Here is a 14,814-nt window from a genome sequence, read left to right as displayed (position 1 = left end):
AGCGATCTGACATCCAACAGTGATGCAGTCTGATCCGCCGTCATCGCGAGCAGGCTCGCTCCCACAAGGGATAACTGTGAAGTCGAGGCATAAAAAAAGCCCCGCCTGGGTCACCAGGCGGGGCTTTTTAACAGCCGATGGAATCAGACGAGAGGTTTAGGCTCGTGCTCTTTTTCCTGGGCTTGCTCGTGTTGCTCCACCGCTTCCTGAACGGAACGTGGCGCTTCGTGGATCACCGACTCAACAGGCTCGGCAGCCACTTCAGCAACAACCGGTGCAGGCTCGGCGACAACCGCTTCAACCGGAGCAGCAGCGGCAGCCAGTTCAGCTTCCTTCTGCAGGCGCTCGGCTTCACGCTTGCGACGACGCACTTCACGTGGGTCGTTAGGCGCACGACCACTTGGCGTCAGGGCGCTGGCTGGCGCAGCCTCGACTACCGGAGCAGGCGCTTCGGCAACGACCGGTGCTTCAACGACTGGCGCTGGAGTCGGTTCTGCTGCGGCAACTACCGGCTCGGAAACCATGGCTTCAGCCACTTGGGTTTCGGCGGCTGGTGCAGCGGTTTCAGTGACGGCCGGCTCGGCCACCCAGTTGAACGCGGTTTGCTCTTCACGTACTTCGCGAACGGTTTCAGTCACGGTCTCGACGACGGCTTCTGCAACCACGGCAGGTGCTTCAATCACTGGGGCCGGCTCGGCAGCGGCCTCAACGGCAGGCTGTGCCTCAGGTGCTGGGGCCACTTCGATTTCCGGCGACGCAGTGACTTCGACCGGCGTGGTCGCTTCAACGACTGGCGCTTCAACCGGAGCAGACTCCAGGGTCGCGGCAGTGGCGCGTTCGGCTTGCACGTTGGCTTCTGCTTCAGCCGGAGCACTGATCACGCTGCTGGCAACGGCTGCGGTGACAGCCAGGCCGGCGGCCAGATCGGCAGTGCCTGGCGCTTCAGCGTTTTCGCCGGACTCGGACTCTTCCGAACCTTCGATCACGTTGCCGTTGGCGTCACGCTGACGCTCACGACGGTTGCTGCGACGGCGCTGGCCACGGGAGCGACGGCGTGGACGATCGCCTTCGGCGCCTTCCTGACCCTCTTCCTGCAGTTGCTCTTCGTTGCTGGTCAGTTCTTCTTCGGCTGCGGCAGCGGCGGCTTGCTCGGCACGTGGCTGACGTTCTTCACGCGGTGGGCGTGGAGCGCGTTCTTCGCGTGGCTGGCGAGCCGGACGTTCTTCAGCGGTAGCAGCAACGGTCGGAGTAGCCGGAGCGGCATCCAGAGGCTCGCGCAGTTCACGAACGCGTTCTTCACGCTCGCCACGAGGCTTGCGATCTTCACGCGGAGCGCGCGGTGCACGTTCTTCACGAGGCGCGCGAGGTGCGCGTTCTTCGCGGGCGACTGCCGGCGTTTCTTCACGGGTCTCGCGAGGTTCACGAACTTCGCGTGGCTGACGCTCTTCGCGCGGCTCACGTGGTGCGCGTTCTTCACGCGGTGCACGCTCTTCGCGAGGCTTGCGCTCTTCATCGCGGCGACCGTTACGGCTGCGGCTTTGCTGGCGACCGTTGCGACGCTCTTCGTTGCGGGCCGGACGCTCGGTGGTTGCAGGCTTTTCAACCACAACCGGTGCAGCAGGCTCTTCCTTGGTGGCGAACAGGCTCACCAGCGACTTCACCAGGCCCTTGAACAGGCTTGGCTCTGGCACGGCAACCGGAGCAGGGGCCGGAGTGGCAACTTCGGCCGGAACCGGAGCGTTGGCGCGGGCCGGGGCCGTCTTGACTGCCGCTTCCTGGCGAACCAGGGTGCGGGTTGCAGCGGCTGGCTGGACTTCTTCGACTTCGGCAGCGGCAGCGGCGATTTCGTAGCTGGACTGGTTGGTCGCCGCTTCCGGGCTGTCGTCACGCAGGCGCTGCACTTCGAAGTGCGGCGTCTCGAGGTGATCGTTCGGCAGGATGACGATGCGGGCGCGGGTGCGCAGTTCGATCTTGGTGATCGAGTTGCGTTTTTCGTTGAGCAGGAACGCAGCCACCGGGATCGGCACTTGTGCGCGAACTTCGGCGGTACGGTCTTTCAGGGCTTCTTCTTCGATCAGGCGCAGGATCGCCAGGGACAGCGATTCAACGTCACGGATGATGCCGGTGCCGTTGCAACGCGGGCAGACGATGCCGCTGCTTTCGCCCAGGGATGGACGCAGGCGCTGACGGGACATTTCCAGCAGGCCGAAGCGCGAGATGCGACCGACTTGCACGCGAGCGCGGTCGGCTTCCAGGCATTCGCGGACTTTCTCTTCCACGGCGCGCTGGTTCTTGGCAGGGGTCATGTCGATGAAGTCGATGACGATCAGACCGCCGATGTCGCGCAGGCGCAACTGACGGGCGATTTCTTCGGCTGCTTCAAGGTTGGTTTGCAGCGCGGTTTCTTCGATGTCGCTGCCTTTGGTGGCGCGCGCCGAGTTGATGTCGATGGACACCAGGGCTTCGGTCGGATCGATAACGATGGAACCGCCGGAAGGCAGTTCGACAACGCGCTGGAAAGCGGTTTCGATCTGGCTTTCGATCTGGAAACGGTTGAACAGCGGAACGCTGTCTTCGTACAGCTTGATCTTGCTGGCGTACTGCGGCATCACCTGGCGGATGAAGGTCAGGGCTTCGTCCTGGGCTTCAACGCTGTCGATCAGCACTTCGCCGATGTCCTGGCGCAGGTAGTCGCGGATCGCGCGGATGATCACGTTGCTTTCCTGGTAGATCAGGAACGGCGCGGCGCGGTCCAGCGAGGCTTCCTTGATGGCGGTCCACAGTTGCAGCAGGTAGTCGAGGTCCCACTGCATTTCTTCGCTGCTGCGGCCCAGGCCGGCAGTGCGCACGATCAGGCCCATGTCGGCCGGGGCAACCAGGCCGTTCAGGGCTTCACGCAGTTCATTGCGCTCTTCGCCTTCGATGCGACGGGAGATACCGCCGGCACGCGGGTTGTTCGGCATCAGCACCAGGTAACGACCGGCCAGGCTGATGAAAGTGGTCAGGGCGGCGCCCTTGTTGCCACGTTCTTCTTTTTCGACCTGAACGATGACTTCCTGGCCTTCGCTCAGGACGTCCTTGATGTTGACGCGACCTTCCGGGGCTTTCTTGAAGTATTCGCGGGAGATTTCTTTGAGGGGCAGGAAGCCATGGCGCTCAGAGCCGAAATCGACAAAGGCAGCCTCAAGGCTTGGTTCGATGCGAGTAATCCGGCCTTTATAGATGTTGGCCTTCTTCTGCTCGCGTGCACCGGATTCGATGTCCAGGTCGTAGAGGCGCTGGCCATCTACCAGTGCAACACGCAACTCTTCGGGTTGAGTTGCGTTAATCAGCATTCTTTTCATGTAGTACCGTCGGTTTCCGGGCTGCCGGAAACGGCGTTCGGCACACACGACTTCTCACGGTCGGTGTCAGGTGCGTCGGGAGTGGTTGGCCATTTCCCGTGTCCAGCGAAGTCCGGCCAATGTGGGCCTTCATCGCGACGTACGCGTCCTGCTTGCTGTGGCTACTTAAGCACTCAGTCAGGAGGAGGAATCAACCAGCGGCTGTGGACGAGATGAAGCGTCTTGAGAAAGCCTGTTGCTACACAGTCCGGCGGTTGTGCATCTCCACCCTACACGTATCCCTGATAATTCGGGTGCTGCCGCGCGCAGAATCCGCAGCGGGTTGGCATTTACCGTGAGCTCCGAAAGGGGAGGTCACGCATCATGGCTAATTTAGGCGTTGTTTCCGATGCCTTCGCTCGGGGTCATTCGCAGCTGACTGCACTTTGTGAACTGGCCGTGAATATGGCTCGCAAAACGAGTGGAAAACTCTGCTTTGTGGCGTGATTCAGGCCTCATGTCACCTGCGCTCGTTACACCTGCGAACTCCACCGTTACGCAGCGAAAGCCCCGTAGGACGGCCTCGCGTCCTGGTGAATTGCGTTGGTCAGGGCCGGTTTTTGACCGTTGGTCCGCTGTCCAGGCCGCTTTTGGCGACGTTCGCGACTATAGCAGCAATGATTAAGTGCTTCAATTCCATAAAAAATTGTTATCATCCGCGCCATGACGACGACTACCCCCCCGACTCCAGGCGTACAACTGCTTGAGGTCTCGCCGGAATATGCCGGCCAACGTATTGATAATTTCCTTCTCGCCCGACTCAAAGGCGTGCCCAAGACCTTGATTTACCGCATTTTGCGCAAGGGCGAAGTGCGCGTGAACAAAGGTCGGATCAAGCCCGAGTACAAGCTGCAGGCGGGCGATATCGTGCGTGTGCCGCCGGTTCGCGTGCCTGAGCGCGACGAGCCGGTGCCACTGGCACAGGGCCTGCTGCAGCGGCTCGAAGCCTCGATTGTGTTCGAAGACAAGGCGCTGATCGTGATCAACAAGCCTGCGGGCATCGCGGTGCATGGCGGCAGCGGGCTGACTTTCGGTGTGATCGAAGCCTTTCGTCAGTTGCGCCCCGATTGCAAGGAACTCGAGCTGGTTCACCGTCTCGATCGAGATACCTCCGGCCTGTTGATGATCGCCAAGAAGCGCAGCATGTTGCGCCACTTGCACACTGCGTTGCGCGGTGATGGCGTCGACAAGCGCTACATGGCGCTGGTCCGCGGTAACTGGGCGAGCTCGATCAAGCAAGTCCGTGCGGCGCTGGGCAAGAGCAATCTGCGCTCCGGCGAGCGTATGGTCGAGGTCGACGAGGAGGAGGGCAAGGAGTCCGTGACCGTGTTCAAGGTCCTGCGCCGTTTCGGCGACTTTGCCACCCTGATCGAAGCCAAGCCGATTACCGGTCGTACTCACCAGATTCGCGTCCATACCTTGCACGCCGGGCATTGCATCGCTGGCGACACCAAGTATGGCGACGAGGGTTTCAGCAAGGAAATCCGCGATCTGGGTGGCAAGCGCCTGTTCCTGCACGCCTACATGCTGACCGTGCCGCTGCCTGACGGTGGCGAGCTGAAGTTGCAGGCACCGGTCGACGAGATGTGGGCCAAGACCGTGGAGCGATTGAGTGCGCCCATCTGATTACAAGCTGCTGATCTTCGATTGGGACGGTACCCTGGCCGACTCCATTGGCCGGATTGTCGAGGCGATGCATGTTGCCTCGCAGCGTTCCGGGTTTGAACAGCGCGATGATCTTGCCGTCAAAGGCATTATCGGCCTGGGCTTGCCGGAGGCGATCCGCACCCTGTACCCCGAGATTGGCGACGCCGAACTGATCGCATTTCGCGAACATTATGCCGAGCATTACATTGCCTCCGAGGCTGTTCCTTCGCCGCTGTTCGAGGGTGTGGTCGAGTCGCTCGAGGCATTCCGCGCCGAGGGTTATCATCTGGCTGTGGCGACCGGCAAGGCCCGTCGCGGGCTGGATCGGGTGTTGAAGTCCCATGGCTGGGAGAATTACTTCGACATCACCCGTGCCGCCGACGAGACTGCCAGCAAGCCCCATCCGTTGATGCTCGAGCAGATTCTCGCTCATTGCGAGGTTCGCCCGGAGCAGGCGTTGATGGTGGGGGATTCGTCTTTTGATTTGCAGATGGCGCGCAACGCCGGCATGGGCTCAGTGGCTGTCAGCTATGGTGCTCAATCGATCGATGCGTTGAAGTTGTATGAGCCGCGACTGGCCATCGACCGTTTTTCAGAATTGCATGCCTGGCTGAGTCAGCGGGCTTAACCGGTTGTTTTTGGGGTGGATGGCATGACCGACGAATGGAAGGCGCCCGCCAAGGCGAGCGCAGAGGGCGGTGACGACAAAAGCTGGAAGCTGCTGGAAAAGACGCTGCTGGCCAGTGTGCAGGAGCAGCGCCGGTCCCGTCGCTGGGGAATATTCTTCAAGCTTCTGACTTTTATCTACCTGTTCGGCGCTATTGCTCTGTTTTCGCCGCTGATGGATATGGAAAAGGCCGCCACCCGCAGTGCCAATTACACGGCGCTGATCGATGTGACTGGCATGATTGCCGACAAGGAGCCGGCCAGTGCGGACAATATCGTCGGCAGCTTGCGCGCGGCTTTCGAGGACGAGAAGGTCAAGGGTGTCATCCTGCGCATCAACAGTCCGGGTGGCAGTCCGGTGCAGTCGGGTTATGTCTATGACGAGATCCGTCGTTTGCGCGGTCTGCATCCGGACACCAAGCTGTATGCGGTCATTTCCGACCTCGGGGCTTCCGGTGCCTACTACATCGCCAGCGCAGCGGATCAGATCTATGCCGACAAGGCGAGCCTGGTCGGCTCCATCGGTGTGACGGCGGCCGGTTATGGTTTTGTCGGCACCATGGAGAAGCTGGGTGTCGAGCGTCGTACTTACACCTCTGGCGAGCACAAGTCATTCCTCGATCCGTTCCAGCCGCAAAAGCCGGATGAAACCGCCTTCTGGCAGGGCGTGCTCGATACGACCCACCAGCAGTTCATCAACAGCGTCAAGCAGGGGCGCGGCGATCGCCTGAAGGACAAGGAGCATCCGGAGCTGTTCTCCGGCCTGGTCTGGTCCGGCGAGCAGGCGCTGCCACTGGGGTTGATCGATGGGCTGGGTAATGCCAGTTCGGTTGCGCGGGATGTGATCGGCGAAAAGGAACTGGTGGACTTTACCGTTCAGGAGTCGCCGTTCGATCGCTTCTCGAAAAAACTCGGTGCCAGCGTGGCTGAGCATCTGGCGATGTGGATGGGGTTCAGTGGTCCGTCGCTGCGCTGATTTGCGGGTGACATGAAAAACCGGCCCGCGTGGCCGGTTTTTTCATTGCTGGGGCTCAGGGAATTTGCACGCCCTCGGCCAGCAGCATGTCGATCAGGCGAATCAGTGGCAGGCCGACCAGGCTGGTGGCGTCAGGTCCCTCGGTGCTGCGAAACAGGCTGACCCCCAGGCCTTCGGCCTTGAAGCTGCCAGCGCAGTCGTAGGGTTGCTCGGCACGCAGGTAGCGTTCGATACGGGGTGCGTCGAGTGTGCGCATGTGTACGGTGAACGGAACGCAATCGACCTGGCAGTGCCCGGTCTGGCTGTTGAGCAGGGCCAGGCCGGTCAGGAAGGTCACGCTCGCACCGCTGGCGGCCAGCAGTTGTTCGCGGGCCTTTTCGAACGTGTGGGGCTTGCCGATAATTCGGTCTCCCAGCACGGCGACCTGGTCGGAGCCGATTATCAGATGAGCGGTATGGCTGTCGGCCAGGGCGCGCGCTTTCTCTTCGGCGAGGCGCTTGACCAGCTCGACGGCGGGTTCGCCTGGACGGTGGCTTTCGTCGATATCCGGCGAGCTGCACATGAAAGGCAGCTGCAGGCGAGTCAGTAATTCCCGGCGATAGACCGAGCCGGAAGCGAGTAATAAAGGCAGCATGCGCATCTCCAGAAGGCAGGTGCGAATTCTAGCGAGGGTTCCAAGTGACGGACAGGGCTGAATTTCCTTTGACATGGGCGGGTGCATCCCTATAATGCTGCGCCTATGTTGAATGACCCGATTCCACCTCACGTTGACCCGCGCAAATTGGCTGATCGTGGCACCACCCTTCAAGGTGAAATGCTGCTGGCCGATTTGGAGAGACTCTGCGACCCGCTTTCCGACAATGTCGGTACGGTGCAGGCTAAATTCGTTTTTGAACGAGATGAACGTAAATCTGTGGTTATCCACAGCTTTATCGACACTGAAGTCAAAATGGTTTGCCAGCGTTGTCTTGAGCTGGTCACCCTGCCGATCCATAGCGAATGCAGTTACGCTGTGGTGAAGGAGGGTGCGAATACCCAGTCGTTGCCGAAAGGTTATGACGTGCTGGAACTGGGCGAAGATCCTTTGGATCTGCAGTCACTGATCGAGGAGGAGCTTCTGCTCGCCTTGCCCATTGTGCCTGCTCATCATCCGGAAGAATGCCAGCAGCCGGCGGGAGCAGATGAGCCCGAACCGAGCGAGGACGAGGTAACGCGGTCCAACCCGTTCAGTGTATTGGCGCAGTTAAAGCGTGACCCAAACGTTTAGGAGTTAATCAATTATGGCTGTTCAGCAGAACAAAAAATCCCGCTCTGCCCGTGACATGCGCCGTTCGCACGACGCTCTCGAGGCTAGCACCCTGTCTGTAGAAAAAACCACCGGTGAAGTTCACCTGCGTCACCACGTATCGCCAGAAGGCGTATACCGTGGCCGTAAAGTGATCGACAAGGGCGCTGACGAGTAATCACTTGTCCGCTCAAGTCATCGCGATTGACGCAATGGGCGGGGACTTCGGTCCCCGCAGCATTGTCCAGGCCAGCCTTGCTTGTCTGTCTGCTACGCCCTCGCTGCACCTGACCCTCGTCGGTCAACCCTCCCTTCTTGAAGAATTGATCGCTGGCCATTCGGCTGTGGATCGCGCGCGCCTGTCGATTGCTCCGGCGAGTGAAGTCATCACCATGGACGAAAAACCCGCCCAGGCCTTGCGTGGCAAGCCGGACTCATCGATGCGCGTGGCCCTTGAGTTGCTGCGCGACGGCAAGGTCCAGGCCTGTGTCAGTGCCGGCAATACCGGTGCGCTGATGGCGTTGTCGCGGTTCGTGCTCAAAACCCTGCCGGGCATTGACCGCCCAGCCATGGTGGCGGCGATTCCGACGCAAAAGGGTTACTGCCAATTGCTCGACCTGGGTGCCAACGTCGATTGCAGTGCCGAGCATCTGTTGCAGTTTGCGGTCATGGGCTCGGTGGCGGCCGAGACCCTGGGCATAGCCCGTCCACGGGTAGCGCTGCTGAACATCGGTACCGAAGACATCAAGGGCAATCAGCAGGTCAAGCTGGCTGCGACGTTGCTGCAGGCCGCCCGGGGTATCAACTATATCGGCTTCATCGAAGGGGATGGCTTGTATCGCGGTGAGGCGGACGTAGTGGTCTGCGATGGTTTTGTCGGCAATATCCTGCTCAAGTCCAGCGAAGGTCTTGCGACCATGATTGCCACGCGCATCGAAGCCTTGTTCAGGAAAAACCTCGCCTCTCGCGCTGTCGGTGCCTTGGCGCTGCCTTTGATGAAGCGCTTGCAGGCTGATCTGGCGCCGGCGCGACATAACGGTGCAAGCTTTCTCGGTTTGCAGGGCATCGTGGTGAAGAGTCACGGTTCCGCCGGGGTTCAGGGCTTCCAGAGTGCGATTCAACGTGCATTGATAGAGATTCAGGAGAACTTGCCTGAGCGTCTCCACGGCCGTCTGGAGGATTTGTTGTCTTAGGCGTTTTCGTCGGACAATGCTTAAATGTGACCGCTTGGTTCGATGGGCCATCCAACTGTCAGTTTCTTGCGTCCCCAAGGGGGGCGTCATTCTCCGGCGACAAGATCATTAGGGGCTTGTTACATGTCTGCTTCCCTCGCATTCGTCTTTCCAGGACAGGGTTCGCAGTCCCTCGGCATGCTGGCCGAGCTGGGCGCACAATATCCGCTGATCCTCGAAACATTCAAAGAAGCTTCCGAAGCACTGGGTTACGACCTGTGGGCACTGACCCAGCAAGGGCCGGAAGAGCAACTCAATCAAACCGATAAAACCCAGCCGGCCATTCTGACCGCTTCGATTGCCCTGTGGCGCTTGTGGCTGGCAGAAGGTGGCGCGCGCCCGGCTTTCGTTGCCGGGCACAGCCTGGGCGAATACAGCGCCCTGGTTGCTGCCGGTAGCCTGACGCTGGCTGACGCGGTGAAGCTCGTTGAGCGCCGCGGCCAGCTGATGCAGGAAGCGGTTCCGGCCGGGCAGGGTGGCATGGCTGCCATCCTCGGTCTGGAAGATGCCGATGTGCTGGCTGCCTGTGCCGAAGCGGCGCAAGGCGAAGTGGTCAGCGCCGTCAACTTCAACTCGCCGGGCCAGGTGGTGATTGCCGGCGCCAAGGCTGCCGTTGAACGCGCCATCGAAGGCTGCAAGGCCCGTGGCGCCAAGCGTGCCATGCCGCTGCCGGTCAGCGTACCGTCGCACTGTGAGCTGATGCGTCCGGCTGCCGAGCGTTTCGCCGAATCCATTGCCGCTATCGACTGGCAGGCGCCACAGATTCCTGTAGTGCAGAACGTCAGTGCCCAAGTGCCGGCCGATCTGGAAACCCTCAAGCGCGATCTGCTCGAGCAACTGTACAAGCCGGTACGCTGGGTCGAATCCGTACAGACCCTGGCCGCCAAGGGCGCAACCGGTCTGGTCGAGTGCGGCCCGGGTAAGGTGCTCGCTGGTCTGAACAAGCGTTGCGCCGAAGGCGTATCGACATCCAACCTCAATACCCCAGACGCTTTCGCTGCCGCCCGCGCAGCGTTGGCCTGAATCAGGAGAAGCTTGCATGAGTCTGCAAGGTAAAGTTGCACTGGTCACCGGTGCAAGCCGTGGCATTGGCCAGGCTATCGCCCTGGAGCTGGGTCGTCAGGGCGCCATCGTTATCGGTACGGCGACCTCCGCGTCGGGTGCCGAGCGCATTGCCGCCACCCTGAAGGAAAACGGTATCCAGGGCACCGGCCTGGAACTCAATGTCACCAGTGACGAGTCCGTGGCTGCGGTCCTGGCGAGCATTCAGGAGCAGTTCGGTGCACCGGCGATCCTGGTCAACAATGCCGGTATCACCCGCGATAACCTGATGATGCGCATGAAAGACGACGAGTGGCACGACGTTGTCGATACCAACCTGAACAGTCTGTTCCGCCTGTCCAAGGGCGTTTTGCGTGGCATGACCAAAGCCCGTTGGGGCCGAATTATCAGTATTGGTTCGGTTGTGGGTGCCATGGGCAACGCAGGCCAAGTAAACTACGCTGCCGCCAAGGCCGGCCTCGAAGGTTTCAGCCGTGCACTGGCGCGTGAAGTCGGTTCGCGTTCGATTACGGTAAACTCGGTGGCCCCTGGGTTCATCGATACCGATATGACCCGTGAACTGCCCGAGGCACAGCGTGAAGCCTTGCAGACGCAGATTCCGCTGGGTCGTCTGGGGCAAGCTCAAGAGATCGCGTCCGTGGTCGCTTTTCTTGCGTCGGACGGTGCGGCTTACGTTACCGGAGCTACAATCCCGGTGAACGGCGGGATGTACATGTAATTCAAATGTGACGGATTGCTTCAAAAAAATGTCATACGAGCTGTCTAAAATCCGTTATAAAGCTGCAATCTATTTATAGGCAGAGGGTCACCGGGTTTGAGGAGTGAAGCTTTCAGTTGAAAAGCTGAAAAGCCTTTCTATACACTTACCCACTGGCCAGCTGCCTGAATTTGTCCATTAGGAGTGAAAACAAGGTATGAGCACCATCGAAGAGCGCGTCAAGAAAATCGTTGCTGAGCAACTGGGCGTTAAAGAAGAAGAAGTGGTCAACACTGCTTCCTTCGTAGAAGACCTGGGTGCCGACTCCCTTGACACCGTTGAGCTGGTGATGGCTCTGGAAGAGGAATTCGAGACCGAAATCCCTGACGAAGAAGCTGAGAAGATCACTACTGTACAAGCTGCAATCGACTACGTTACTAGCCACCAGGCGTAATAGTTTGTAATCGTTGCTCGCTGTCATGGAAAAACCGCACTGCCATCATGGCGTGCGGTTTTTTCTTTAGGCCTGATGCAAAAGTCGTCATTTGAAAAAAAGGAGAGTGCTGTGTCGCGTAGACGCGTCGTAGTCACCGGTATGGGTATGTTGTCGCCACTGGGCACGGATGTGCCAAGCAGCTGGCAGGGCATTCTGGCTGGCCGCAGTGGCATTGGTCTGATCGAACACACCGACCTTTCTGCCTATTCCACCCGCTTTGGCGGCTCGGTAAAGGGCTTCAATGTCGAGGAGTACCTGTCGGTCAAGGAAGCCCGCAAGCTCGACCTGTTCATTCAATACGGTCTGGCCGCAGGTTTTCAGGCGGTACGCAATGCCGGCCTGGAAGTCACCGACGCCAACCGTGAGCGCATCGGCGTGGCCATGGGTTCGGGTATTGGCGGACTGACCAATATCGAAGAAACCAGCCGCACCCTGCACGACACTGGCCCACGACGGATTTCCCCGTTCTTCGTGCCAGGTTCGATCATCAATATGATTTCCGGCTTCCTGTCGATCCATCTGGGGGCACAGGGACCCAACTACGCCATCGCCACGGCCTGTACCACCGGTACCCACTGCATTGGCATGGCAGCCCGCAACATCATGTACGACGAAGCCGACGTGATGATTGCCGGCGGCGCCGAAATGGCGGCCTGCGGCCTGGGCATGGGCGGTTTCGGTGCCTCCCGCGCGCTGTCGACCCGCAACGACGAACCGACCCGCGCCAGCCGTCCATGGGACAAGGGCCGCGACGGCTTCGTGCTGTCCGATGGCGCCGGTGCGCTGGTTCTCGAAGAACTGGAGCACGCCAAGGCTCGCGGCGCGACCATCTATGCCGAGCTGATCGGCTTCGGCACCAGTGGCGATGCTTACCACATGACATCACCGCCGGCCGATGGCGCCGGTGCCGCCCGTTGCATCACCAACGCCTTGCGCGATGCGAAGATCAACAGCGATCAGGTCCAGTACATCAATGCCCATGGCACCTCGACCCCGGCCGGCGACCTTGCCGAAGCCTGTGCGATCAAGTCGGTGTTTGGCGATCACGCCTACAAGCTGGCCGTCAGTTCCACCAAGTCCATGACCGGCCACCTGTTGGGTGCGGCGGGCGCGGTCGAGGCGATCTTCAGCGTGCTGGCAATCAACAGCCAGGTAGCGCCGCCGACCATCAACCTTGATGAGCCGGACGAAGGCTGCGACCTCGATTTCGTGCCGCACACGGCGCGCAACATGGATATCGATGTGGTCGTTTCCAACTCCTTCGGTTTTGGCGGCACCAACGGCTCGCTGGTGTTCCGCCGGTTCGCAGGCTGATGGACAGCTGGGTCGACGGTCAGCCGGCTGACGCTTTGTCGCTGAAGGATCGCGGCCTGGCTTATGGCGATGGTCTGTTTGAGACCATTGCCGTGCGCAACGGCCAGCCAGTGTTGCTGGACCGACATCTGTCGCGTCTGGCGGATGGCTGTTCGCGCCTGGCGATAACAACCGGGCATGAACTGATCCGCAGCGAACTGCTGGCCTACGCCGCAGCGCTGGGTGATGGCGTGCTCAAGCTCATTCTCACCCGCGGCGACGGTCTGCGCGGTTACGCCCCCGATCCTTCGGCCCAGGCCCGACGCATTCTGCAAGGCAATCCCCCGGCGGCTTACCCTGCCGTGCATGGCGAGCAGGGTGTTCGTTTGTTCCCTTGCGCCACGCGATTGTCCAGGCAACCATTGCTTGCCGGGCTCAAGCACCTGAATCGTCTTGAACAAGTCCTCGCCCGCGCCGAATGGCAGGACGCCGAACATGCCGAAGGCTTGATGCTCGATCAGGCCGGGCGTGTGATCGAAGGCGTGTTCAGCAATTTGTTCCTGGTGCGTGATGGGGTGCTCATCACTGCTGACCTCAAGCGCTGTGGCGTGGCCGGCGTGATGCGCGCCGAAATATTGTTTCAGGCCAAGTCGCTGGGAATTCCCACGCAAATCACCGATATTCCCCTCGAACAGCTGCAATGGGCTGACGAAGTCTTTGTCTGTAACAGTGTGTATGGCGTGTGGCCGGTGCGTGCTTATGCAGCACTGAGCTGGCCGGTTGGGCCGCTCACCCGTAAACTTCAATCCATTGCCCGTGCACTACTGGATGCTTGATACGTGAGACGTAAACTCTTGCTGCTGCTGGAAACCGGACTGGTTCTGGCAGGGCTGCTGTTGGGTGCTTCAGCCTGGAAAATTCATTCGGCGCTGGTACAGCCGTTGAACATTGCCCAGGAACAATTGCTGAATGTGCCGAAGGGCACCACGCCGACCCGAACCTTCTACCGACTCGAAGCCGATGGCGTCATCAAGGACGCATTCTGGCTGCGCGTGTATTGGCGTTTCAATCTCGCCAAACAACCCTTGCACAGTGGCGAATATCGCATGCAACCGGGCATGACCGTCGAAAGCCTGATCGACCTGTGGAAACGCGGGGAAATGGTTCAGTACAGCCTGACCCTGGTCGAAGGCTGGAATTTCCGTCAGGTTCGTGCCGCGCTGGCCAAGGAAGAGAAGCTCGATCATAGCCTCAACGGTTTGAGCGATAGCCAGGTCATGGAGAAGCTCGGCCACACCGGGATTTTTCCGGAAGGACGTTTCTTCCCTGACACCTATCGCTACGTGCGCGGCATGTCCGACATCGAGTTGTTGAAAACCGCTTACGACCGCCTCGACGAAGTGCTCGCCAAGGAGTGGGAGCAGCGCGCCGCGGATGCGCCGTACACCGAACCCTATCAGGCGCTGATCATGGCCTCGCTGGTCGAGAAGGAAACCGGCGTACCCCAGGAGCGGGGGCAGATTGCCGGCGTGTTTGTACGGCGCATGGCGATTGGCATGCTGCTGCAGACCGATCCGACGGTGATCTACGGCCTCGGCGACCGCTACAGCGGCAAGCTGACCCGGGCGCACCTCAAGGAAGCGACGCCCTATAACACCTACATGAATGCAGGCCTGCCACCGACGCCGATTTCGATGGTCGGTCGCGAAGCCATCCATGCGGCACTCAATCCGGTGGAGGGCAACAGCCTTTACTTCGTGGCGCGCGGTGATGGCACTCACGTGTTCTCCGATGACCTGGATGCCCACAACAATGCGGTGAAGGAGTTCCAGCTCAAGCGTCGCGCCGATTACCGTTCCAGCCCGGCGCCCGTCTCCACGCCAGAGACACCACCGCCATCCCAGGCTGAACAAGGCGGTACGCAGCAGGCCAAGGCTTCGCAAGAGCAGATGCCGATCCCGGCGGCTTCACCGAACACGGCCCCCGAGGCGCTGCCGCAGGTGCCGTCGCAAGATCCAGCGCCGGCCCCTGAAACGCCAGCCCCCGATGCCAACGCACCGAAAAGCCCGCAATGACT

The 14,814-nt window shown here is 60.3% G+C and carries 14 protein-coding genes; 12 read left to right on the top strand and 2 right to left on the bottom strand.

Annotation, left to right across the window (positions count from 1 at the left end; all coding sequences use genetic code 11):
- Positions 1–143: 143 nt before the first annotated feature.
- Complete coding sequence (gene rne, locus ACLD1X_RS09160) at positions 144–3,344, bottom strand: ribonuclease E (RefSeq protein ID WP_429367027.1); 3,201 nt, start codon at positions 3,342–3,344, stop codon at positions 144–146.
- Between the two features lie 702 nt (positions 3,345–4,046).
- Here rne and rluC point away from each other — a divergent pair.
- The 3 genes from rluC to ACLD1X_RS09145 are packed head-to-tail and all read left to right on the top strand — an operon-like array spanning position 4,047 to position 6,672.
- On the top strand, positions 4,047–5,009 hold the full coding sequence (rluC, locus tag ACLD1X_RS09155; RefSeq protein ID WP_102669889.1) for a 23S rRNA pseudouridine(955/2504/2580) synthase RluC: 963 nt from the start codon (positions 4,047–4,049) through the stop codon (positions 5,007–5,009).
- Positions 4,996–5,658 carry an HAD-IA family hydrolase gene (locus ACLD1X_RS09150; RefSeq protein ID WP_429367026.1) on the top strand — a complete coding sequence of 221 codons (663 nt, stop codon included), beginning with the start codon at positions 4,996–4,998 and terminating at the stop codon, positions 5,656–5,658. Before rluC ends, ACLD1X_RS09150 begins: the two co-directional genes overlap by 14 nt.
- A 24-nt stretch (positions 5,659–5,682) precedes the next feature.
- Positions 5,683–6,672, top strand: coding sequence for a S49 family peptidase (locus tag ACLD1X_RS09145; RefSeq protein WP_429367025.1), 990 nt, complete (start codon positions 5,683–5,685; stop codon positions 6,670–6,672).
- 55 nt (positions 6,673–6,727) lie between these two features.
- Here the strand turns inward: ACLD1X_RS09145 and ACLD1X_RS09140 are convergent, their stop codons facing one another.
- Positions 6,728–7,306 carry a Maf family protein gene (locus tag ACLD1X_RS09140; protein WP_429367024.1) on the bottom strand — a complete coding sequence of 193 codons (579 nt, stop codon included), beginning with the start codon at positions 7,304–7,306 and terminating at the stop codon, positions 6,728–6,730.
- 105 nt (positions 7,307–7,411) lie between these two features.
- Between ACLD1X_RS09140 and ACLD1X_RS09135 the strand changes: the two genes are divergently transcribed.
- From ACLD1X_RS09135 to mltG, 9 genes are all read left to right on the top strand, one after another.
- Positions 7,412–7,939: a YceD family protein gene (locus ACLD1X_RS09135; protein WP_007942001.1), complete on the top strand. Its 528-nt coding sequence runs from the start codon at positions 7,412–7,414 to the stop codon at positions 7,937–7,939.
- A gap of 13 nt (positions 7,940–7,952) precedes the next feature.
- Positions 7,953–8,135 carry a 50S ribosomal protein L32 gene (rpmF, locus tag ACLD1X_RS09130; RefSeq protein WP_003179396.1) on the top strand — a complete coding sequence of 61 codons (183 nt, stop codon included), beginning with the start codon at positions 7,953–7,955 and terminating at the stop codon, positions 8,133–8,135.
- Between the two features lie 4 nt (positions 8,136–8,139).
- On the top strand, positions 8,140–9,150 hold the full coding sequence (gene plsX, locus ACLD1X_RS09125) for a phosphate acyltransferase PlsX (protein WP_429367023.1): 1,011 nt from the start codon (positions 8,140–8,142) through the stop codon (positions 9,148–9,150).
- Positions 9,151–9,273: 123 nt separating this feature from the next.
- Positions 9,274–10,212, top strand: coding sequence for an ACP S-malonyltransferase (gene fabD, locus ACLD1X_RS09120; RefSeq protein WP_429367022.1), 939 nt, complete (start codon positions 9,274–9,276; stop codon positions 10,210–10,212).
- 16 nt (positions 10,213–10,228) lie between these two features.
- Positions 10,229–10,969: a 3-oxoacyl-ACP reductase FabG gene (gene fabG / locus ACLD1X_RS09115; RefSeq protein ID WP_008016438.1), complete on the top strand. Its 741-nt coding sequence runs from the start codon at positions 10,229–10,231 to the stop codon at positions 10,967–10,969.
- 196 nt (positions 10,970–11,165) lie between these two features.
- The gene (gene acpP / locus ACLD1X_RS09110; RefSeq protein ID WP_003175607.1) at positions 11,166–11,402 is read left to right on the top strand and encodes an acyl carrier protein; all 237 of its coding nucleotides are present in this window, start codon (positions 11,166–11,168) and stop codon (positions 11,400–11,402) included.
- Positions 11,403–11,513: 111 nt separating this feature from the next.
- Positions 11,514–12,758: a beta-ketoacyl-ACP synthase II gene (fabF, locus tag ACLD1X_RS09105; protein WP_429367021.1), complete on the top strand. Its 1,245-nt coding sequence runs from the start codon at positions 11,514–11,516 to the stop codon at positions 12,756–12,758.
- Positions 12,758–13,573: an aminodeoxychorismate lyase gene (pabC, locus tag ACLD1X_RS09100; protein WP_429367020.1), complete on the top strand. Its 816-nt coding sequence runs from the start codon at positions 12,758–12,760 to the stop codon at positions 13,571–13,573. The genes fabF and pabC overlap by 1 nt, the downstream gene beginning before the upstream one ends.
- Positions 13,574–13,576: 3 nt before the next feature.
- Complete coding sequence (gene mltG / locus ACLD1X_RS09095; RefSeq protein WP_429367019.1) at positions 13,577–14,812, top strand: endolytic transglycosylase MltG; 1,236 nt, start codon at positions 13,577–13,579, stop codon at positions 14,810–14,812.
- Positions 14,813–14,814: the final 2 nt, after the last annotated feature.

Origin of the sequence: Pseudomonas sp. 18173, from assembly GCF_050432945.1 — a bacterium.
Taxonomy (GTDB): Bacteria; Pseudomonadota; Gammaproteobacteria; order Pseudomonadales; family Pseudomonadaceae; genus Aquipseudomonas.
The sequence above is the reverse complement of the archived record's forward strand: the minus strand, read 5'-3'. Positions and strand labels throughout refer to the sequence as shown.

Bases quoted from the DNA above. Each gene is read 5' to 3' on its own strand.
- rne (WP_429367027.1), bottom strand. From the start codon at position 3,344: ATGAAAAGAATGCTGATTAACGCAACTCAACCCGAAGAGTTGCGTGTT.
- ACLD1X_RS09135 (WP_007942001.1), top strand. From the start codon at position 7,412: ATGTTGAATGACCCGATTCCACCTCACGTTGACCCGCGCAAATTGGCT.
- pabC (WP_429367020.1), top strand. From the start codon at position 12,758: ATGGACAGCTGGGTCGACGGTCAGCCGGCTGACGCTTTGTCGCTGAAG.
- ACLD1X_RS09145 (WP_429367025.1), top strand. From the start codon at position 5,683: ATGACCGACGAATGGAAGGCGCCCGCCAAGGCGAGCGCAGAGGGCGGT.
- acpP (WP_003175607.1), top strand. From the start codon at position 11,166: ATGAGCACCATCGAAGAGCGCGTCAAGAAAATCGTTGCTGAGCAACTG.
- rluC (WP_102669889.1), top strand. From the start codon at position 4,047: ATGACGACGACTACCCCCCCGACTCCAGGCGTACAACTGCTTGAGGTC.
- rpmF (WP_003179396.1), top strand. From the start codon at position 7,953: ATGGCTGTTCAGCAGAACAAAAAATCCCGCTCTGCCCGTGACATGCGC.
- fabD (WP_429367022.1), top strand. From the start codon at position 9,274: ATGTCTGCTTCCCTCGCATTCGTCTTTCCAGGACAGGGTTCGCAGTCC.
- fabG (WP_008016438.1), top strand. From the start codon at position 10,229: ATGAGTCTGCAAGGTAAAGTTGCACTGGTCACCGGTGCAAGCCGTGGC.
- ACLD1X_RS09140 (WP_429367024.1), bottom strand. From the start codon at position 7,306: ATGCTGCCTTTATTACTCGCTTCCGGCTCGGTCTATCGCCGGGAATTA.